21 protein-coding genes are annotated in these 20,046 nt (G+C 65.4%); 12 read left to right on the top strand and 9 right to left on the bottom strand.

Features of this window, described 5'->3' with window-relative positions:
- Positions 1-209: 209 nt before the first annotated feature.
- From AB5K84_RS28155 to AB5K84_RS28125, 7 genes are all read left to right on the top strand, one after another.
- Entirely contained in the window at positions 210-983 is a 774-nt protein-coding gene (locus AB5K84_RS28155; protein ID WP_011086581.1) for a motility protein A, read from the top strand.
- 24 nt (positions 984-1,007) lie between these two features.
- Complete coding sequence (locus AB5K84_RS28150) at positions 1,008-1,838, top strand: OmpA/MotB family protein (RefSeq protein WP_011086582.1); 831 nt, start codon at positions 1,008-1,010, stop codon at positions 1,836-1,838.
- Between the two features lie 256 nt (positions 1,839-2,094).
- On the top strand, positions 2,095-3,993 hold the full coding sequence (locus AB5K84_RS28145; protein WP_063921615.1) for a potassium transporter Kup: 1,899 nt from the start codon (positions 2,095-2,097) through the stop codon (positions 3,991-3,993).
- A 140-nt stretch (positions 3,994-4,133) separates the two neighbouring features.
- On the top strand, positions 4,134-6,065 hold the full coding sequence (locus AB5K84_RS28140) for a potassium transporter Kup (RefSeq protein WP_011086584.1): 1,932 nt from the start codon (positions 4,134-4,136) through the stop codon (positions 6,063-6,065).
- Between the two features lie 299 nt (positions 6,066-6,364).
- Complete coding sequence (locus AB5K84_RS28135) at positions 6,365-6,691, top strand: rhodanese-like domain-containing protein (RefSeq protein ID WP_038966259.1); 327 nt, start codon at positions 6,365-6,367, stop codon at positions 6,689-6,691.
- An 8-nt stretch (positions 6,692-6,699) separates the two neighbouring features.
- The gene (locus AB5K84_RS28130) at positions 6,700-7,878 is read left to right on the top strand and encodes an aminotransferase (RefSeq protein WP_011086586.1); all 1,179 of its coding nucleotides are present in this window, start codon (positions 6,700-6,702) and stop codon (positions 7,876-7,878) included.
- Positions 7,879-7,884: 6 nt separating this feature from the next.
- Entirely contained in the window at positions 7,885-9,009 is a 1,125-nt protein-coding gene (locus AB5K84_RS28125; protein WP_011086587.1) for a polyamine ABC transporter substrate-binding protein, read from the top strand.
- A gap of 103 nt (positions 9,010-9,112) precedes the next feature.
- Here the strand turns inward: AB5K84_RS28125 and AB5K84_RS28120 are convergent, their stop codons facing one another.
- From AB5K84_RS28120 to AB5K84_RS28095, 6 genes are all read right to left on the bottom strand, one after another.
- Positions 9,113-10,045 carry a lipid A biosynthesis lauroyl acyltransferase gene (locus AB5K84_RS28120; protein ID WP_011086588.1) on the bottom strand — a complete coding sequence of 311 codons (933 nt, stop codon included), beginning with the start codon at positions 10,043-10,045 and terminating at the stop codon, positions 9,113-9,115.
- A gap of 8 nt (positions 10,046-10,053) precedes the next feature.
- Positions 10,054-11,331 (bottom strand): beta-ketoacyl-ACP synthase, encoded by a 1,278-nt coding sequence (locus AB5K84_RS28115; protein ID WP_011086589.1) that lies wholly within the window; start codon positions 11,329-11,331, stop codon positions 10,054-10,056.
- 18 nt (positions 11,332-11,349) lie between these two features.
- Entirely contained in the window at positions 11,350-12,555 is a 1,206-nt protein-coding gene (locus AB5K84_RS28110) for a beta-ketoacyl-ACP synthase (protein WP_011086590.1), read from the bottom strand.
- Positions 12,552-13,022, bottom strand: coding sequence for a 3-hydroxyacyl-ACP dehydratase FabZ family protein (locus AB5K84_RS28105; protein ID WP_011086591.1), 471 nt, complete (start codon positions 13,020-13,022; stop codon positions 12,552-12,554). The genes AB5K84_RS28110 and AB5K84_RS28105 overlap by 4 nt, the downstream gene beginning before the upstream one ends.
- A gap of 10 nt (positions 13,023-13,032) precedes the next feature.
- Positions 13,033-13,320, bottom strand: a complete 288-nt coding sequence (locus AB5K84_RS28100) for an acyl carrier protein (protein ID WP_007592476.1) — start codon at positions 13,318-13,320, stop codon at positions 13,033-13,035.
- Positions 13,321-13,554: 234 nt separating this feature from the next.
- Positions 13,555-13,896, bottom strand: coding sequence for a hypothetical protein (locus AB5K84_RS28095; RefSeq protein WP_028170878.1), 342 nt, complete (start codon positions 13,894-13,896; stop codon positions 13,555-13,557).
- A 321-nt stretch (positions 13,897-14,217) separates the two neighbouring features.
- Here AB5K84_RS28095 and AB5K84_RS28090 point away from each other — a divergent pair, with 321 nt between their 5' ends.
- Positions 14,218-14,844 carry a ParB-like protein gene (locus tag AB5K84_RS28090; RefSeq protein WP_028170879.1) on the top strand — a complete coding sequence of 209 codons (627 nt, stop codon included), beginning with the start codon at positions 14,218-14,220 and terminating at the stop codon, positions 14,842-14,844.
- Between the two features lie 15 nt (positions 14,845-14,859).
- On the opposite strand, the gene AB5K84_RS28085 is transcribed toward AB5K84_RS28090, so the two are convergent.
- Positions 14,860-15,015, bottom strand: a complete 156-nt coding sequence (locus tag AB5K84_RS28085) for a hypothetical protein (protein WP_165448149.1) — start codon at positions 15,013-15,015, stop codon at positions 14,860-14,862.
- A gap of 275 nt (positions 15,016-15,290) precedes the next feature.
- Here AB5K84_RS28085 and AB5K84_RS28080 point away from each other — a divergent pair, with 275 nt between their 5' ends.
- Positions 15,291-15,434, top strand: a complete 144-nt coding sequence (locus AB5K84_RS28080) for a hypothetical protein (protein ID WP_165448150.1) — start codon at positions 15,291-15,293, stop codon at positions 15,432-15,434.
- 19 nt (positions 15,435-15,453) lie between these two features.
- Here the strand turns inward: AB5K84_RS28080 and AB5K84_RS28075 are convergent, their stop codons facing one another.
- Positions 15,454-15,657, bottom strand: coding sequence for a hypothetical protein (locus tag AB5K84_RS28075; RefSeq protein WP_011086594.1), 204 nt, complete (start codon positions 15,655-15,657; stop codon positions 15,454-15,456).
- Positions 15,658-15,803: 146 nt separating this feature from the next.
- On the opposite strand from AB5K84_RS28075, the gene AB5K84_RS28070 reads away from it, so the two are divergent.
- The 3 genes from AB5K84_RS28070 to AB5K84_RS28060 all read left to right on the top strand — a co-directional run bounded on the left by AB5K84_RS28070 (position 15,804) and on the right by AB5K84_RS28060 (position 19,529).
- On the top strand, positions 15,804-16,535 hold the full coding sequence (locus AB5K84_RS28070; RefSeq protein ID WP_038966262.1) for a Crp/Fnr family transcriptional regulator: 732 nt from the start codon (positions 15,804-15,806) through the stop codon (positions 16,533-16,535).
- 277 nt (positions 16,536-16,812) lie between these two features.
- Positions 16,813-16,980 carry a hypothetical protein gene (locus AB5K84_RS28065; protein WP_165405372.1) on the top strand — a complete coding sequence of 56 codons (168 nt, stop codon included), beginning with the start codon at positions 16,813-16,815 and terminating at the stop codon, positions 16,978-16,980.
- A complete protein-coding gene (locus AB5K84_RS28060) occupies positions 16,977-19,529 on the top strand; it encodes an HAD-IC family P-type ATPase (RefSeq protein WP_011086596.1) in 2,553 nt (850 codons plus the stop codon). Before AB5K84_RS28065 ends, AB5K84_RS28060 begins: the two co-directional genes overlap by 4 nt.
- On the opposite strand, the gene AB5K84_RS28055 is transcribed toward AB5K84_RS28060, so the two are convergent.
- A complete protein-coding gene (locus AB5K84_RS28055) occupies positions 19,526-20,029 on the bottom strand; it encodes an MgtC/SapB family protein (protein WP_011086597.1) in 504 nt (167 codons plus the stop codon). The genes AB5K84_RS28060 and AB5K84_RS28055 overlap by 4 nt on opposite strands.
- Positions 20,030-20,046 lie beyond the last annotated feature (17 nt).

Genomic DNA, 20,046 nt, shown 5'->3' with positions numbered 1-20,046 from the left:
GCGCAAACATGGTTAGCGAAGTGTTGAGATTCCCGTCGGAGGTCGGCAAAGCCGGCTTTCTCCCGGCGCGCTGCGCCGGTCCGGCGCGCCGGCTCAACTTAACCTTTACGCGGCTTTAAGGGCGGCCCTCTAGGGTTTCCGATGCGGTTCGGGGTTGGGCCGCGCCAGCGGCCAGGACGGCCGTTGTTGCGTACGCGTTGGAGTCTCTCATGGATATCATGACCGGCGTTGGGCTCACGGCGGGCATCATCGTCATCGCAGCGATGATCTTCATGGGCGGCGACCTCCACATGTTCATCTCCGAACATGCGATGATCATCATCTTCGGCGGCTCGATCTCCGCCACCATGATCCGCTTTCCGCTCAGCGCGCTCCTGCACGGCCTTCCGCTCGGCGCCAAGTTCGCCTTCACCATGAGCCGGCTGTCGGCGCACGACCTCGTTGACGAACTCGCCCGCATCGCCGAGATCGCCCGCAAGCAGGGTCCGGTGGGTCTCGAAAAGGTCGAGACCGACGAGCCGTTCCTCGCCAAGGGCATCCGCTATGTCGCCGACGGTTACGACCTCGACTTCATCCGCGACAATCTCGAGCGCGACCGTGACAACTTCCTGATGCACCTCGACGAGGGCAGCAAGATCTATCGTGCCATCGGCGACTGCGCCCCGGCCTTCGGCATGATCGGCACCCTGATCGGCATGGTGCAGATGTTCGCGAACATGACCGACCCTTCCAAGCTCGGCCCGTTCATGGCGACCGCGCTGCTCGCAACGCTTTACGGCGCGCTCGTCGCGAACCTGTTCTGTCTGCCGATCGCCGACAAGCTGCACGGCAAGCTGCTGGATGAAGAGACCAACCGCACCCTGATCATCGACGGCATCCTGATGATCCGCGACTCCAAGAGCCCGACGCTGGTGCGCGAAATGCTGCTGGCCTATCTGCCGGAGAAGCATCGCCACGCCGAAGGCGAGCCGGTGCCGGCGTAACGCCGCCCGCCGGGACAGACAGCCATGGCCAAGAAGAAGCGCGGCGATGCTCACGGGGGCGGTCACGGCTGGTTCGTGACCTTCGCCGATTTGATGGGCCTGATGATGAGCTTCTTCGTGATGCTCGTCGCGTTCTCGACGCAGGACGCCAACAAGCTCAAGATCGTCGCCGGTTCGATGCGCGACGCCTTCGGCGTGCAGAGCGAAGCGCGCTACGCCGGCATCGTCGAGTCCGACGGCCTGCCGACGCGCCCGCGGCTGAAGAACGTCGATCATATCCAGCCCGAGGATGCCTCCAACACGCCGACCCCGGACCAGGAGGACCGCGACCGCACGTCGGGGGCGAAGATCAAGGTCGACCGCAATTTCGCGCTCGCCGCGGCCTCGCTGCGGCAGGCCTTGCAGGACATGCCGGAACTGACCGAGATGTCCAAGCACATCATGTTCGAGGAGACCAAGCAGGGTCTCAATCTCGAAATCGTCGACCAGGACGGCCGCTCGATGTTCGCCGACGGCTCCAAGGTGCCCTATGACCGCACCCGCCGCCTGGTCGAGAAGCTGGCGATTCCGCTCAAGGCCACGCCGCTCCGCGTCTCCATCGCCGGCCACACCGCGGCCGGCTTCGTGCCGACCCGTAGCGACTACGGTGCCTTCGATCTATCCGCCGACCGCGCCAATGCCGTGCGGCAGATCCTCGAGCGCGAGGGCCTGCCGGCCTCGCACATCTTCGCCGTCTCCGGCAAGGCGGACACCCAGCCGCTGTTTCCGGACGATCCCTCGCTGGCCGCCAACCGGCGCGTGACCATCACCCTGATGCGCGAGGATCCGCCGCTGCCGCCGAATTTGAAGCCGTAGGCATGATCCGGAGAAGTGGGCACCGGTTCTCCTTCGCGACAAACGCGACACGCGTTTGCGCGGGGATCATGTCCAAACGATAAGCCCCTTGCGCTACCATCTTACCTGAGGCATCTCGTCGCGCAGGCGACGAGCGTGGCTGCGCCGTCACAGCATTCGGCCCGGCGCCTGCTAAGGTGGGGTGCCGATTGACAGGCGCGCCGGAAGCGTCAAAAGGCGCCGGATCAAATTCAGGGACGAAGCGTTTTCCATCCACATGACGGCGAGCATCACATCGACCGAGACCCAGGAAGGGCCGGTCACATCGGGCTTTTGGGCGCTCACGCTCGGGAGCATCGGTGTCGTTTTCGGCGACATCGGCACCTCGCCGCTCTACGCATTCCACGAGGCGGTGCGGGGCGCGGCCCATGGCGAGCCGGTCACGCGGGTCATGGTGCTCGGCGTGCTCTCGCTGATCCTGTGGGCGCTGCTGATCGTCGTTACCGCCAAATACGTCCTGCTGCTCTTGCGCGCCGACAACAACGGGGAGGGCGGTACGCTCTCGCTGATGGCGCTCGGCCAGCGTGCGCTCGGGCGGCGAAGCTGGTTCCTGCTCGCGCTCGGCGTGGTCGGCGCCTCCATGTTCATCGGCGATTCCATGATCACGCCGGCGATCTCGGTGCTGTCGGCGGTCGAGGGCTTGAAGCTCGCGACGCCCGCCCTGGAGCACTACGTCGTGCCGCTCACCGTCCTCATCCTGGTGCTGCTGTTCGCGGTCCAAAGCAAGGGGACCGCGCTGGTGGCCTCGGCCTTCGGGCCGGTGATGGTGGTCTGGTTCACGTGTATTGCGGTGATGGGCGCCGTCCACATCGCCGACGATCCGTCGGTACTTGCCGCGATCAATCCCTATTACGCGCTGCAATTCCTGCTGTCGCACGGCACGATCGGCCTGGTGACGCTGGGCGCCGTGTTCCTGGCGGTGACCGGCGGAGAGGCGCTCTACGCCGATCTCGGTCATTTCGGCCGCAAGCCGATCCAGGCGGCCTGGATGTTCTTCGTGCTGCCCTCGCTCTTGATCAACTATTTCGGCCAGGGCGCGCTGGTGCTGTCCGATCCCAGCGCGATCGAGCATTCCTTCTATCGCATGGTGCCCGAGCATCTGGTGCTGCCGCTGGTCGGTCTTGCGACGGCGGCGACCGTGATCGCGAGCCAGGCGGTGATCACCGGCGCCTATTCGCTGGTCTATCAAGCCGTGCAGCTCGGCCTGCTGCCGCGCTTCGAGGTGCGCTACACCTCCGAAAGCCATGCCGGCCAGATCTATCTGCCGCGCGTCAACCGGCTGCTGCTGATCGGCGTGATGCTGCTGGTGCTGTTGTTCCACACCCCCAGCAATCTGGCTTCGGCCTATGGCATCGCGGTCTCCACCACCATGGTCGCCGACGGCATCATGGGCTTCGTCGTGATCTGGAAATTGTGGAACTGGCGCGCGGCTACGGCGGCTGCCGTGATCCTGCCCTTCGTCGTCGTGGACATGAGCTTCTTCAGCGCCAATCTGCTCAAGCTGCTGGAGGGCGCCTGGGTGCCGCTGCTGTTCGGCGCAGCCATGGCGGGGACGATCTGGACCTGGCGGCGGGGCTCGGGAATCCTGATCCAGAAGACGCGCCGGATCGAGGTGCCGCTGGACGATCTGATCCGGAGCCTGGAGAAGCGGCCGCCGCATATCGTCAAGGGCACGGCGGTGTTCCTGACCAGCGATCCATCCTTCGTGCCGACCGCGCTGCTGCACAACCTCAAGCACAACAAGGTGCTGCACGAGCACAACGTGGTCCTGACCATCGAGACCGCGCATACGCCGCGGGTCGATCTGTCGGAGCGGTTCCGCATGGAGAAGATCAGCGACAAGTTCTCCAAGGTCCGCCTGCGCTTCGGCTTCATGGAGCAGCCGAACGTCCCCAAGGCTCTCGCGATCGCGCGCAAGCAGGGCTGGCAGTTCGACATCATGTCGACGTCGTTCTTCGTGTCGCGGCGGTCGCTGAAGGCCTCGGCGCAGTCAGGCATGCCGCTCTGGCAGGACCACCTGTTCATCGCGCTAAGCCGGTCCGCCAACGACGCCACCGACTATTTCCAGATTCCCACGGGGCGGGTGGTTGAAGTCGGCACCCAAGTCACCATCTGAACGCAATTGGCGGATCCATGCAAAATTTGCATGGCGAGGGCCCAAAAACGGGCTAGGCTATGCCGACAGCGCAGGACTATAAGCCCGCGCTCTTCCGCCGTTGTGCAGTGAAGCATTTTTAGAGGCCACCGGGCTCTCCCATGACAAGCGACGTAGCAGTTCCCGCCCCGGAAACGGCGGCGGCCAATGGCCATGGCGAGGCCCACACCACGGCCGGTTTCGGCGCGCTGACGCTCGGCAGCATCGGCGTGGTCTATGGCGACATCGGCACCAGTCCGCTCTACGCGTTCCGCGAGGCCGTGACGGCGGCCTCCTCGGGCACCGACGGGCTCGCCACGCCGGCGGCCGTGCTCGGCGTGCTCTCCCTGATCCTGTGGGCGCTCATCGTCGTGGTGACGCTCAAATACGTCGTGATCCTGCTCCGCGCCGACAACAACGGCGAGGGCGGTACCCTCGCGCTGATGGCGCTGGCCCAGCGCGCGGTCGGCACCGGCGGGGCGACCATCGTCCTGCTCGGCATCATCTCCGGGGCCCTGTTCTACGGCGACGCCGTCATCACCCCCGCGCTTTCGGTGCTGTCGGCGATCGAAGGCATGAAGGACGTCACGCTGCGGTTCGAGCCCTACATCGTGCCGCTGACCGTAATCATCCTGGTCGGCCTGTTCGCCGTGCAGTCGCGCGGCACCGCCCGCGTCGCCGCCTTTTTTGGCCCGATCATGTGCGTCTGGTTCGCGGTCATTGCTGTGGCGGCGATCCATCCGATCATCGCGCAGCCGCAAGTGCTGTTCGCGCTGAACCCGCTCTATGCCGTATCCTTCATGCTCCACCACGGCATCATCGGCTTCGTGACGCTGGGCGCGGTGTTCCTGGCGGTCACCGGTGCCGAGGCGCTCTATGCCGACCTCGGCCATTTCGGCAAACGGCCGATCCAGACCGCCTGGCTGTTCATCGTGCTGCCATCGCTGGCGCTGAACTATCTGGGGCAGGGGGCGCTCGTGCTCGGTGATCCCGGGGCGATCGAGAGCCCGTTCTTCCAGTTGTTTCCGCAAGGCTGGATCCGTGGCGCCATGGTCGTGCTCGCCACCGCCGCCACCGTCATCGCAAGCCAGGCCGTCATCACCGGCGCCTATTCGCTGACACGCCAGGCGATCCAGCTCGGGCTGCTGCCGCGCTTTGAAATTCGCCATACGTCTGAAGCCCATTCCGGCCAGATCTTCATCCCGCGCATCAACCAGCTCCTGCTGGTCGCGGTGGTGCTCCTGGTGCTGCTGTTCCGCTCCTCGAGCGCGCTGGCGTCCGCCTACGGCATCTCCGTCACCGGCACCATGGTGGTCACGGCGATGATGGGCTTCGTCGTGATCTGGAAGGTCTGGCGGTGGTCGCCGCTCGCGGCGGCCGCGCTCATCGCGCCCTTCCTGTTCCTCGACCTGACCTTCCTGGCCGCCAACCTGCTCAAGGTGTTCGAGGGCGGCTGGGTGCCGCTCGCCCTCGGCGCGCTCATGATCATCCTGATGTATACGTGGCGGCGCGGCAGCCGGCTGCTGTTCGAGAAATCGCGCAAGCTCGAGTTCCCGCTCGCCGACCTCGTGGCCATGCTGGAGAAGCGGCCGCCGCAACGCGTGCCCGGAACCGCCGTGTTCCTGACCTCGGACCCGCTCAGTGCCCCGACCGCGCTGATGCATAGTCTGAAGCACTACAAAGTGCTGCACGAGAAGAATGTCATTCTCACCATCGAGACCGCGCAGACCCCGCGGATCGACCCGGCCGAGCGCGTCAGGCTGGAGCAGATCAGCCCGACCTTCTCCAAGGTGACGCTGAAGTTCGGGTTCATGGAATCGCCCAACGTGCCGAAGGCGCTGGCGATCGCCCGCAAGCTCGGCTGGCAGTTCGACATCATGTCGACCTCGTTCTTCCTGTCGCGCAGGGCGCTGAAGCCCGCCGCCCATTCCGGCATGCCGCGTTGGCAGGACCGGCTGTTCATCTCGCTCAGCCGCTCCGCCAACGACGCCACCGACTATTTCCAGATCCCTAGCGGCCGCGTGGTCGAGGTCGGAACGCAGGTGACGATCTAGGGTCCGGGCTGGCGCACGTCCGTTTCCACTGCTGTCATTGACCGGGCGATCCAGTATTCCAGAGACGGCAAGGGGATACGGCGAGGCCGCGGCGTATTGGATTCCCCGCCTTCGCGGGGAATGACACCGAATGCGTGGTGAGGGCATCCTGAACGCCGGACTTCAAGTCGCTGCGATTTAGCTTTAACTTGCGCCGCGCGGCTCAAGCCTTTGGAGCGCTTGATTTTCGTCTCCCGAGAGGCGAGGTTGCCGCCCGCCGGGATCGCCCCGGCATGCGGCTCGCGACGTTGGAGGATGATGTGGCAAATCAAGTACAGGATCTGACCCCGGACGAGGTCTCCAAGGGTGTCGCGGAGGGACGCTATCTGCTCGTCGACGTCCGCGAGCCGAACGAAGTCGACGCCGAGGCCTATCCCTACGGCGTCGTGGTTCCGCTCTCGACCTTCGACCCCAAGGCGATCCCCGATCCCCAAGGCAAGCAGGTCGTGTTCGCCTGCCGCTCCGGCAAGCGCTCGGTGACGGCCTCGCTCGCGGCGCAGGCGGCGGGCCTGCCTTACGACAAGCATCTGGCCGGCGGCATGCTGGGCTGGAAGGCGGCAGGTCTTCCCAGCAAGGTCGGTGGCTGATCCGGCCGATGTCCAAGAGCTCGTCCCTGAACAAGGTCTTCGCCGACCTTCCCGTCACTATCTTTGAGGCGATGTCGCAGGCCGCGCGCGACAACGCCGCCATCAATCTCGGCCAAGGCTTTCCTGACGATCCCGGCCCCGAGGACATCCGCCGCGCCGCGGCTGACGCCTCGCTGAACGGCTACAACCAGTACCCGTCGATGATGGGCCTGCCGGAGCTGCGCCAGGCGATCGCAACCCATTACGGCCACTGGCACGGCCTCAAGCTCGATCCGATGAGCGAGGTGATGGTCACCTCCGGCGGCACCGAGGCGCTGACCTCGGCCATCCTCGCGGTGGTGCAGCCCGGCGACGAGGTGGTCTGCTTCCAGCCGGTCTATGATTCCTACCTGCCGATCATCCGCCAGGCCGGCGGTATTCCGCGCCTCGTCCGGCTCGAGCCGCCGCACTGGCGGCTGAATGAGGACATGCTGAAAAGCGTCTTCAATTCAAAGACCAAGGCGGTGCTCTTCAACAATCCCTTAAATCCCTCCGCGGTGGTCTATCCGCGCGAGGACCTCGAGCTCTTGGCGCGCTACTGCCAGGAGTTCGACGTCATCGCGATCTGCGACGAGGTCTGGGAGCACGTCACCTTCGACGAGCACAAGCACATCCCGCTGATCACCATCCCGGGCATGCGCGAGCGCACCATCAAGGTCGGCTCGGCCGGCAAGATATTCTCGCTGACGGGGTGGAAGATCGGCTTCGTCTGCGCCGCGCCGCCGCTCTTGCGCGTCGCCGCCAAGGTGCACCAGTTCCTGACCTTCACCACCGCGCCGAACCTGCAGGCCGCCGTCGCCTATGGCCTCGGCAAGTCCGACGACTACTTCCTGTCGATGCGCAAGGACCTGACCCGGAGCAGGGACCGGCTGACCAAGGGTCTCGAAAGCCTCGGCTTCCCCGTGCTGAAGTCGCAAGGGACCTACTTCCTCACCGTCGACCTGTCGCCGCTCGGGCTCAACGAGAGCGATACCGAGTTCTGCTGGCGGATCGTGAAGGACTACAAGGTCGCGGCGATCCCGGTCTCGGCGTTCTACGAGCAGGACCCCGTGACCTCGGTGGTGCGCTTCTGCTTCGCCAAGAAGGACCAGACGCTTGACACCGCCTTGGAGCGGCTGTCGGACGCCGTGCGTGGACGCAAGAGGTAGACAGAGATGACGAACGTCGGCCGCTCCGGACTTCGCTTTGGCCTTGGCTTTGGCCTCGCGATCGCCGCTGCGCTGACGTTGCTCTCCGCCCCCGCAGGCGCCGAGGAGCGGGTCGTCAACTTCTACAACTGGTCCAACTACATGGCGCCTGATGTCCTTGAGGCCTTCACCAAGGAGACCGGCATCAAGGTGGTCTACGACACGTTCGACGCCAACGAGACGCTGGAGACGCGCCTGATGGCCGGCAAGTCCGGCTACGACGTCGTGGTGCCGACTGCCTATTTCCTCCAGCGCCAGATCAAGGCCAACATCTTCCAGAAGCTCGACAAGTCGAGGCTGCCGAACCTTAGCCATGCCTGGCCTGTCGTGACGCAGCGCCTCGGCATCTACGACCCCGGCAACGTCTACGCCGCCAACTACATGTGGGGCACCACGGGCATCGGCTACAACGTCGCCAAGGTGAAGCAGATCCTCGGACCCGACGCGAAGATCGACAGCTGGGACATCGTCTTCAAGCCGGAGAACCTCGCCAAGTTCAAAGACTGCGGCGTGCACATGCTCGACTCCGCCGACGACATCTTTCCGGCGGCGCTGAGCTATCTCGGGCTCGATCCGAACTCGACCAAGCAGGCGGACCTCGAGAAGGCCGCCGATGCCGTCGCCAAGGTTCGCCCGTCCGTGCGCAAGTTCCACTCGTCCGAATATCTGAGCGCGCTTGCCACCGGCGAGATCTGTTTCGTGGTCGGCTGGTCCGGCGACATCATGCAGGCCCGCGCCCGCGCTGCGGAAGCCAAGAGCGGCGTCGAGATCGGCTACACGATCCCGAAGGAGGGCGCGCAGATGTTCTTCGACAATCTCGCGATCCCCGCGGATGCCAAGAACGTCAGCGAAGCCTATGAGCTGATCAACTATCTCTACCGCCCGGACGTCGCCGCCAAGAACTCGGACTTCCTGTCCTATGCCAACGGCAACCTCGCCAGCCAGAAGCTGGTCGATCCGAAAATCCTGGGCGACAAGAACATCTATCCGGACGAAGCGACGCTCGCAAAACTGTTCGTCATCACGGCGCGTGAGCCGGCGACCCAGCGCATCATCAACCGGCTCTGGACCAAGGTGAAGACGGGGCGCTGACGTGCGGCACCCGTCATTGCGAGCGAAGCGAAGCAATCCAGAATCGATTCGCGGAGACGCTCTGGATTGCTTCGCCGCTTCGCTCCTCGCAATGACGGCGTAGCTAGCGCCACCTGCGGTGCAGCCACAACCACTGTTCGGGATGCTCGCGCACCCAGCCTTCCACCACGTTGGTGATCGCCTGCGTCGTGCCCTGGATGTCGATCTTGCCGTCGGCATCGCGGACCGGCGGGACTTCCTCCGTCAGCTCCGCGGCGAAGCGGCCGCCGGGCTTGCGGATGACGCGGACGCCGTGGATCGGGCATTCGACCTGGCGCAAGAGGCGCGCCAGCATCGGATTGGCGCGGGTCTTGCGCCCGAAGAAGGTGACCTCGACGCCGCCGGTCAGGTACTGGTCGATCAGCATGGCGACGTGCTTGCCGTCCTTCAGCGCCTGAGCGAGGCGGAGCGGCGCATCGCGCCCCGCAGGGATCAACGTGCCCATGTTGACCTGGCGCATCTCCTGGATGATGCGATCGGCGGAGGCGATGTTCGGCCGGCGATAGAGGATCGCGGCATCCAGCCCGTGCGCGACGGCGGCGAGCGCCGGCAATTCCCAGTTCGCGAGGTGAGCGGCGAAGATCAGCGCCGGCTTGCCGTCGTCTCGGATTTGGTCGAACAGCTCGATGCTGCGCTTGGGCAATTCGATCCGGCTCACTTCCGGATGGTCGCGGTCGTAATCCCAGACGTGGTCCATATGGGCGAATTCGGCGCCGACGCGGCCGAGATTGTCCCAGACGCCCATCAGGATCTGTTCGATCTCCTCCGGCGATTTCTCCGGAAACGCAGCGGTGAGATTGGCGCGGCCGATGCGGTGCTCGCGCAGGCGCGGGCCGATCAGCTTCACGACGCGTGAGAAGAAGTCCGAGGTCTTGACCGGATCGAAATAGCGCGTGGTGCGCAGCATGCCGACCGTGGCGGCGCCGATCAGGGTGCCGCCGATCGATTTGGCAGCCTCCCGCGCGCGGGCCTTCGTGCTCGCAGGAAGCAGCGCCATACGTCCGGTCAGGCCGGTTCGCGGGTCAGGATCAGCGAGGCGTTCTGGCCGCCGAAGCCGAACGAGTTCGACATGACCGCGGTCACGCGCGCATCGCGCGCCTTGTTGCCGACGACGTCGAACAGGATCGTGGGATCCGGGGTCTCGTAGTTGATCGTCGGCGGGATGCGCTGGTGCTCGAGGGTCAGCAGCGAGAAGATCGCCTCCACGGCGCCTGCGGCCGAGATGGTGTGGCCGACCATCGACTTGTTGGAGGTGACCGGAATCTTCGAGACGAGATCGCCGAACACGGCCGATGTCGTGTTGTACTCCATCTTGTCGTTTTCGGGCGTCGCGGTGCCGTGCGCGTTGATGTGGTCGATCTGGTCCGGGGTCATGCCGGCATCGGCCAGCGTCTTGTTCATGCAGCCGATGATCGGCTTGCCGTCGGGCGAGGAGCGAGTGCGGTGGAAGGAATCCGTGAGCTCGCCGCAGCCGGCGATCACGCCGAGGATTTTTGCACCGCGCGCAGTCGCCGCTTCATAGCTTTCCAGCACCAGCGCGCCGGCGCCTTCGGCCATGACGAAGCCGTCGCGGTTCTTGGAGAAGGGGCGGGAAGCCGCCTGCGGCGGATCGTTTTGGGTCGATAGTGCCGAAAGCAGCGAGAAGCGCACCAGCGCTTCCGGATTCACCGTGCCGTCGGTCGCGACGCACAGCGCGGCATCGGTCTCGCCGCGGCGGATCGCTTCCACGCCGAGCTGGATCGAGGTCGCGCCCGAGGCGCAGGCCGTGGACAGCGAGATCGGCGAGCCCTTGGTGCCAAAAGTCTCGGCGAGATGGGCTGCGACCGAGCCGAACATGAAGCGGTGATGATAGGCGCTGTACTTGCCGCCGCCGGAGATGCGCAGCAGGTCGTCATAAGTGAAGTCGAGCTTGCCGACGGCGCGGCCGAGCTCGCGGCGCTGCGGCCATTCGACTTCGACGGGCGCGACCGCGAGGAAGAGGGGGCCCGGGAAATCGGCGTTGGCGCCGATGCCGGCCTGCTCGAGCGCTTCCTGCGTGACCATCTCGGCCATCCGCTCGGACAGGCCGGTGGAGGAGAACGGATCGACGCTGACGAAATCGACCGTGCCGGCCATCGTCGTCTTCAGGCCGTCGACCGGAAAGCGCGTGATGGTGCGGATGCCGGATTCGCCGGCGACGAGCTTCGCCCAATTGTCCGCCTTGCCGGCGCCGAGCGAGGTCATGATGCCCATGCCGGTGACGACGACGACGGGACGCCCGAATTTGTCGCGTGGTGCAGTCATGTCGATCCCCCGCTAGAGCTAGCTTACGGCCTCGACCAGCGCCATGCCTTCGCCGCGCCAGTGTCCGGCCCCCACGACCACAATCTGGGTGGGTGCCCCCTGCATTTCAATCTCGGTCCCTGTGGAATCGTTCGGCGGGAACAGTGCGCCGCGCGAGATCGACAGCGCGGCGAGCGCGATTCCGAGCGGGAATTGCGTCTCCATGGTGTGTCCGAACATCGTGCCGGTCGAGCGAACCGGGAAGTCGGCGTGGCCCTTCAGGAAGCCGCGCTCCTCGGATGTCGCGGGCTCTGCGCCGGTCGCGCCAGTGATGATCGCGCCCTTGCCCTCGCGCTTCGGCAGCTTGGCCCAAAGCTTCTCCAGCGTCGCCGCCATGTCGCCGGGCTGCTTGCGCCGGGCCAGATCGGCCACCACGCTCGACAGTTTTGCGAACGGCTTTGCGCCGCGCGCTTCCGCATGCGCCTTCGATTCCAGCACCAGGAACGCGCCGGCCGAGCCGAGCGCGAAGCCGGCGTGGTCCTTGCGCGCCCAGACGGGAGCGAACTTGTCCTTCAGGTTGAAGTCGCCGAATTCGTAGAGGACCATGAGGTCCTTGCGCTCGCCATTGTGCGAGCCGCCGATCAGGGCGATGTCGCTCTCGCCCGAGGCGATGCGCGCGAGCGCGATGCGGGCCGCATCGGCGCCCGCAACCTCTTCGCCCATGAAGGTGCGCGAGGTGCCGCCGAGCCCGTGCACGATGGCGATGTTGCCGGCGAGGAGATTGGAGAGCTGGGCCAGAAACAGCGTCGGCCTGAGATCGCTCATCAGGCGTTCGTTGAGGAAGCCGGGCGCATTCGCCCCCTTGGCCTCGGCCGTGAGCACGCCGGTGTCGACGTTGAGATCACGCTCGCCGCCGCCGGCGGCCACGACCATGTCGATCTTCGACAGGATATCCTTGTTGCCCTTGATCCCCGCAGAGTCGAGCGCGAGGCCCGCGGCATAGGTGCCGATGCGCTGCCAGGCTTCCATCTGGCGCTGGTCGCCCTTCTTCGGGATCTGGCTGTCGAAGGAGACCGGCATCAGCGGATGCACGATGTAGGGCGCAAAGCCCTTCTCGTCGACATTGATGCGCTTCTCCTGGAGCGCGGCCCAGTTGGCGTCCAGGCCCTCGCCGAGCGAGGTGGCAAGGCCAATGCCGGTGATCCAGACTTCCGTCTGGCCGGGCGTCGAAGCGGTGTCAGTCATGGCGATACGGCCTGCTGCGGAAAGCCGACGCGCTCGGCGACTTTCGCCATGTATCCGCGCATGTCCGCGTTGGGGAAGGGAATCAGCGTGAAGGTGAGCGCCGAGTTCGCGCGCAGCTTGCCGCCGACCTTGATCTTGGCTTCGGTCATGGCGTAGCCCGAGCCCTCATAGGAGAGGCTCGCCTCGATGGTCATGAGATCGCCGGGGAACACCGAGCCGCGCACCTTGGCCTCCTTCACGGCGGCCAGGATCGGCATGCGCTCGAACTTGAACACGCCGAGCTGAAGCCAGCCCGAGGCCTGCGCCATCGATTCGATCAGGAGCACGCCGGGCATCAAGGGATAGCCCGGGAAGTGTCCCTCGAAGACGGTGCTTTCCTTCGGGACCTGGGCCTCGACGACGATCGTCTTCTCGTCGACCCTGAGGTCGACGATGCGATCGATCATGTGAAAGTATTCGAGTTGCATGGCCGCCCGATTAGGCGCTCGCGCCCTTGGCTGCAACCAGCTCGTCGATGCGCGCGCACAGGTTCTTCAGCACGAAATATTGTTCGGTGGTCGCTTTCCCGTCGTTGACCTCCTGGGTCCACTTTTCCAGCGGCAGCTTGATGCCGAACTGCTTGTCGATCGCAAACGCGATATCGAGGAAATCGAGGCTGTCGATGCCGAGGTCATCGATGGCGTGGCTATCCGGCGTGATCGTGTCGCGCGGAATGTCGCAGGTTTCAGCGATGATCGTAGCGACCTGATCGAATGTGGAGGACATCACTAAGCCTTTGATATATTGCAGATATTTGTCAGATGTTCCAGAGTGGCATGGCGGGTGGGCATCGCGCCCCTGATGACGCCCTCAACCCCCCTCTGGCCGGGTCGAGAGCCCGTATATCGGAGCGCCGCCCTGAGTTCAATGGAGCCGGGCAGGCCAAGGGGACAGCAAGGGACGGAGCTGGGGATGCCTGCCGGAGCCCCTTTGCGGCGGGGGATCGGCGGCGGGCCGGGCCTAGATGTGCGGCGTCGTGATCTTGGCGCAGTCGCGGCGGCCCATCAGCACGCAATCCTGGGTCCGGCGCAGGTCGGCGATGCTCACGGCGAGCCAGATCCCGATCGCGGTCAGCGCGATGGTGAAGGCGAGCGCGGCGATGTTGGCGAGCATGCGGTGGCGGAAATCGTCCGGCTCGGTGCGAGGCTGCTCGTAGCGCGACAGGTCGAGCGGCTTGGGCGCGCCGCGCATCGGCTGCACGGTGCCGTTGCCCCGGTGGACCGTCGGGGAGGGGGAGGTGCGCGGCCTGAACTGGAGCACCCGGTGCTCCTCATCAGAGCTTATGGGCCGCTGGGATTTCATGGTGCGAGGATCACTCCGAAGCAGCGGTTTTTGATAGCATACGTGGTGAACGCGTTGCAGAAAATCTTCTCAACGCGTACGTGCATTGCGCTTTTGCACGACCTCTTCGCGAAGGCCCGCGACAGCGGTCGTCATGCCGGTGTCAGGATGCGCGGGGTTGCGCTGCAAAACAGCCATGGCACCTGCCGTGCCCGGTCCCGCGAACATCGGCTTGTGATCTCCCTTTGCGCGCCGAACGCATTTTGTCGCCGCAAGGCCCATGGCATAATCATGGAACCTGGACCACCGGTTGCAACCAACAATGTGAGGGGCTCTTCGACCATGACCACGAACGCGCGCGAGCCGAGGGTGCATCCGGTGCCGATCCTGTCGCTTCGGCCGACGCAGATGACGGTCGGCATGCGCGAGGTCAAGGAGAAGCGCAAACGCTGGCGCGAGCACGACAGCAAGAAGCAGGCCGATCTGCTCGGCAAGCACATGATCCCCGTCGTGTACGGGCCGGACAAGCGTTACTACGTGATCGACCATCATCATCTCGGCCGCGCATTGCACGACGAGGGCGTCAAGGAAGTGCTGGTGACTGTCGTCGGCGACCTCAGGATGGTCGAGCGCGAGGCCTTCTGGGGCGTGATGGACAACAAGCGCTGGGTCTATCCCTACGATTCCAAGGGCGAAAGGCGGCCGTTCCGCGACCTGCCGAAATCAGTCGCCGATCTCAGGGACGATCCCTTCCGCAGCCTCGCCGGCGAGCTCCGCCGCCTGGGGGGATTTGCCAAGGACACCACGCCGTTCTCCGAATTCCTGTGGGCCGACTATCTGCGCCGGAAATTGTCGCGCAAGGCGGTGGATGCCAATTTCGACAAGGCGCTGGAAAAGGCGCTGTCCGCGGCCAAGAGCAAGGATGCGATCTATCTGCCGGGCTGGTGCGGGCCGGCGGACGACGATTAGGCGCGGCGGCTCAGATCAATCGCGCTGGAAGATCTTGGCGCCGGGGTAGATGCGCCGGGCGTAAGTCACGACCAGCGCGCGCTCCTGGGTTTCCAGGAAGGGCGTTCGGATCCGGCTCGATCCGATGATGAGGTGCCATAGGCCATTGAGCTTCTGAATGACGACGTTCATGTGAGTGATCCTCGAAGACTTTGCACTCCTGCAAATGTTGCCTGTTGCGGCAGTCTTGCGATTTCAGGATCGTGAGCGCGTGCGTAAAATTCCTGACACGGCTCGCACCCGCTGCAAGACAGCAGCAACTACCTATTAGTGTATGGCGGCTGCGGCCCCGCGACAGGACCTCATCACAGCCTCTTGAGCGAAGCCATTTTCTGTTCGCACGAAACCGTCCTGAAACAGAGCCGTCCCATCTGTGTGGGGTAGTCGAGCTCACACAGGAGGCCAAAATGCGCCGTCTGGTTTTCGCAATTGCCTTGCTCGCGGTCGCCTCAGCGGGAATCTCGGCATCGTTTGCCGCAGTTCACCACGCCAAGACGTTGACGTTTTCCGAGCGCTTTGCCCCGGCGCTCGAGTTGATGGCGAAGCGCTAGCGGCGTAGCGCGTCGCAGATCACTTCGGGGCTTGCGGACCGGGCGGGGACAGCAGGCGCTCCATCTCCGCGGCCGCCTCGCCGTCGCGCGCCTTCTGCAACAGCGTGTGGCGCTCGGCGCCGGCCGGCAGCTTCCTGGCGGCGGCGCGGGCCTCTTGCGTGAACTTGTCCAAGCGCTCCTGGAGAGACAGGGCCGGTTTTGTACGGTTGCGTTTCTTGGTCATGGTCTGGCCTTTCCGGCGCGGAGCCAACCATGCGGACGCGAGCGGCGTCCTTAACTTTTGTTGGAACGGGGGCGCGGATCGCGGGTTTCATGACGGCGGCGCCCGGCGCGCCATGGGTCCAATTCATGCAAACGGAGCGACTTCGCGTGCCCAGCGACACGATTCGTGCTGCGCTTGTCAGGCGTTTGCGCGTCTCTTCCGGCATTTCGGAGGAGGATGTCAGAGAAATCGAAGCGCTTCCGATCGCGGTGAGACAGTATCCGGCGGAGACGCCCGTGGTGAGGGACGGCGAGCGGGCCACCGAATGCTGCCTGATCGTCGAGGGATTTTGCGCGCGCTCCAAGACGATCGCGAGCGGCAAGCGACAGATTCTCTCCCTGCACATTCCGGGCGAGATCCCGGACCTGATGAGCCTGTTCCTGCACGTGATGGACCATGAGCTCTCGACGTTGACGCCGTGCACGCTGGGCTTCATCAGCCATGATACGCTGCGAAGATTGCACCAACGCAGACCGGTCGTCGCCGAGATGTTTTGGCGGGACACGCTGATCGACGCCGCGATGTTTCGCGAATGGATCGTCAATGTCGGCCAGCGTCCGGCGCCTGCACGCCTCGCCCATGTCATGATCGAGCTGCGCGAGCGCCTCAGGGTGATCGGTCGCGTGGACGGCAACACTTTCGAGATGCCGCTGACCCAGGAGCAGATCGGCGAGGCCCTGGGGATCACGGCGGTCCACGCCAACCGGGTGATCAAGCAGTTGCGCCAGGAGGGGATCGTGGAATTTCAGCGCGGCCGCGTCACCGTACTCGACGAGCAGAAGTTCTTCGAACTCGCGGATTTCGACGGCCGTTATCTCCACCAGTCGCCGACGCTTTGAGCCGCCCGATGCCGCGGCCGGGCCGTGCGCGGCCCGTCGTCGTGGACGTCCGCTGGCAGGGCGCGCCGTTCCTGAAAGTGTCGATTACGCTGGATGTCGAGGAGGCGCAGGCGGCGGACCGGGCCGAACGTGCGGCCCAACGGCGCAGGTAAAATTGACGTATCGCAAATCGGCGTCGGCGGCGGCCGCTAAGGTCCGCCGGCATGACAGCCGAACCAGCATTGCGCTCCCGCGTCGCCAGGTGGGCTCCGGATCATGCCGACCTGGAGACGCGACGATGAGCCTGATCCTTCGCATTCTGTTTGTCCTGGCCGGAGCCATCACCGCGCTGTTCGTCGCGCGTGATGCGCTGAACTTCACAATCATCCAGACCTTCGTCGCCATACTGCTCGTGACGGCCGTCCTGCTCGCCGGAAGTCTCTGGAGCCTGCGGCGGAAGACGTGAGCGCCACGGAAGCCAAAAGACCGGCCGGGCTGAGCGAGGTCGAGGCTCGGGCGCGGTTGGAAGAGGACGGCGCCAACGAATTGCCTCGGCCCGAACGACGCAGTCCGCTCCGCATCGTCATGGAAGTGCTGCGCGAGCCGATGCTCGTGCTGCTGCTTTGCGGTGGGCTGGTCTACCTCGTGCTCGGCGATCTCAGGGAAGCGCTGATCCTCTTGGTCTTCGGTGCGATGTCGATCGTGATCACGGTGGTGCAGGAGACCCGGACCGAGCGCGTTCTGGAAGCCTTGCGCGACCTGAGCAGCCCGCGCGCGCTCGTGGTGCGGGACGGTGCGCGTCGGCGCATCCCGGGCCGCGAGGTCGTGCGCGGCGACCTGCTCGTCCTCGGCGAAGGCGACCGGATTCCGGCCGACGCCGCGTTGGTGGACGCGCGCGATCTGCAGATCGACGAGTCGCTGCTGACCGGCGAGTCGGTGCCCGTCCGCAAGCGGGCTGCCGGCAAGGCCATGTCAGCCGATCAGCGGCCGGGCGGCGAGGATCAGCCCTTCGTGTATTCAGGTTCGCTCGTCGTGCGCGGCGAGGGGCTGGCGCTGGTCGAGGCCACCGGCCCGCGCAGCGAGATCGGGAAGATCGGGCTGTCGCTGCGCGGCTTGCAAACCGAGCCGCCCCGGCTTCGGCAACAGACCGCAAGACTGGTGCGGCTCTGCTTCCTCGGCGGCGCGGTCGTCAGCGTGGCCGCCGTCGCGCTCTACGGAGTCTTGCGTGGGGACTGGCTGCAAGCGCTGCTTGCGGGCATCGCCATCGGCATGGCGATGTTGCCGGAAGAATTTGGCGTCGTGCTCACGGTCTTCATGGCGATGGGAGCCTGGCGGATTTCGCAGGCGCGCGTCCTGACGCGGCGAGCCGCAGCCATCGAGGTCCTCGGCTCTGCGACCGTGCTGTGCACCGACAAGACCGGGACACTGACGCAGAACCAGATGTCCGTCGCGGAGTTGCGGCTGCTCGACGGGGCACGCATGCGTCCGGAGAGCGCCGGGCGGGATGACGCCAGGCCTGAATTCATCGAGCTGGCGCGTTGCGGTGCCCTGGCGAGCTCTCCGGAACCGTTCGACCCGATGGAGAAGGCTCTGCATCTGTTCGCGCAGGACGCCTTGCGGGGAGGCGATGCGCCGGACGGCGACCGGACGCTGGTGCGTACCTACGGTCTGCGCCCCGAGCTGCTGGCCATGACGCAGGTCTGGCGCACGGCCGGCCGGGCGGACCTCGTCGCATGCGCCAAGGGCGCACCCGAGGCGATCGCGCGCCTGTGCAGGATGAACGCTGCTGATCAGGATTCGGTGCGAGATGCCGCCAGCGCGATGGCGAGGGACGGGCTTCGCGTGCTGGGGATGGCCGTTGCCGCCTGCGATGACGCTTCACTCCCGCCGACCCAGGAGGATTTCGCGTTTCGATTTGTCGGCTTGGTCGGGCTTGCCGATCCGCTGCGGCCCCATGTCCCGGAGGCGGTTCGCGAATGCCGCGCGGCGGGGATCCGCGTCGTCATGATCACGGGCGATTATCCGGCAACCGCCGTTGCCATCGCGAACCAGGCCGGACTCGATGTCCGTGACGTCATGACCGGCGATCAGGTCAGGCTGGCGGATGATCCGGAGCTCGCGAAACGCGTCGGGCATGTCAACGTGTTCGCCCGGGTTTTGCCGGAGCAGAAGCTGCGCATCGTCCAGGCGATGAAGCTCAACGGCGAGATCGTGGCGATGACCGGCGACGGCGTCAACGACGCGCCTTCGCTCAAGGCCGCCCACATCGGCATCGCGATGGGAGGGCGCGGGACCGACGTCGCGCGAGAGGCGTCGGCGATCGTGCTGCTCGACGACGATTTCGGTTCGATCGTGTCGGCTATTCGTCTGGGCCGCCGCATCTACGACAATCTGCGGAAGGCGATGGCCTTCATCTTCGCCGTTCATGTCCCGATCGCGGGACTTGCGCTGCTGCCCCTGGTCTTCGGGCTGCCGCTGATCTTCAGTCCGGTGCACATCGCATTTCTGGAGCTGATCATCGACCCCGTATGCTCGCTGGTGTTCGAGGCGGAGCGGGACGAGCGCGATGCGATGACGCGTCCGCCGAGGCGGCCTGATGCCGCGCTGTTCTCGTGGGCACTGGTTGGCTGGAGCGTGCTTCAGGGGGCCCTCGCATTTGCCCTGACCGCCATCATATTCGTCGGCGCGCTTCGCTCCGGCCTCGTCGCCGACGAGGCGAGGACGCTCGCTTTCGTGACGCTCGTCGTCTGCATTGTCGCTCTGGTCCTGGTCAATCGGTCCTTCAGCGCATCGTTCGCGTCCGCGTTCTTCCGTCCAAATCCCGCATTGACCTGGATCTTCGCGGGGGTGGCTCTCGTTCTCGCCACCGCGCTGCTCTGGCCGCCGGCCTCCAGCCTGTTCCGCTTTGGTCCGCTGCATGCGGACGATCTGATGATCGCGCTCGGCGCGGGGCTGCTGGTGCTGACGGTGCTCGAATTGCTGAAACCGCTGTGGGCGCGGCGGCTTCGGTTCTAGCTCTCATCCGGGGAGCGCGTCTTCGGCGACGCATCGGTTTCGTGCGTCTCGTCCCTGGCGCCGAGCATCCGGTGCAGCCAGTGCTCGGCGCGATTGCCGACGGTGAGGATCAGGAAGGCCAGTGTCAGCGCCGTTCCGACGATCGGCCACTGGCCGACGCCGCAGGCGATGCCGAGGCAGGCGGCGAGGAAGGTGCAGGCGGCACTGGTCAGGCCGCGGACGCGAAACCTGTCGCTTTCGTGGACGATGACGCCGGCACCGAGGAAGCCGATGCCGGTGAGGATGCCCTGGATGACGCGGCTTGCCGCATCGGTGATCTTGCCCGCCTCGGCGAACTGCACGGCCAGCAATACGACGGTTGCGGTCGAGAGCCCGACGATGCCGAGCGTCTTCAGCCCGATCGGCTTGCCGTGCAGGTCACGATTGAGGCCGATGGCGCAGCCTGCGAGCGTGGCGACGCCGAGGCGCAGAAGGATCTCGGGCCAGTTCAGCACGGTCATTGCTCGTCAGCCACCGC

The organism is Bradyrhizobium sp. 1200_D9_N1_1, from assembly GCF_052075915.1.
GTDB lineage: Bacteria > Pseudomonadota > Alphaproteobacteria > Rhizobiales > Xanthobacteraceae > Bradyrhizobium > Bradyrhizobium diazoefficiens.
This window is presented reverse-complemented; position numbering and strand designations above follow the sequence as displayed.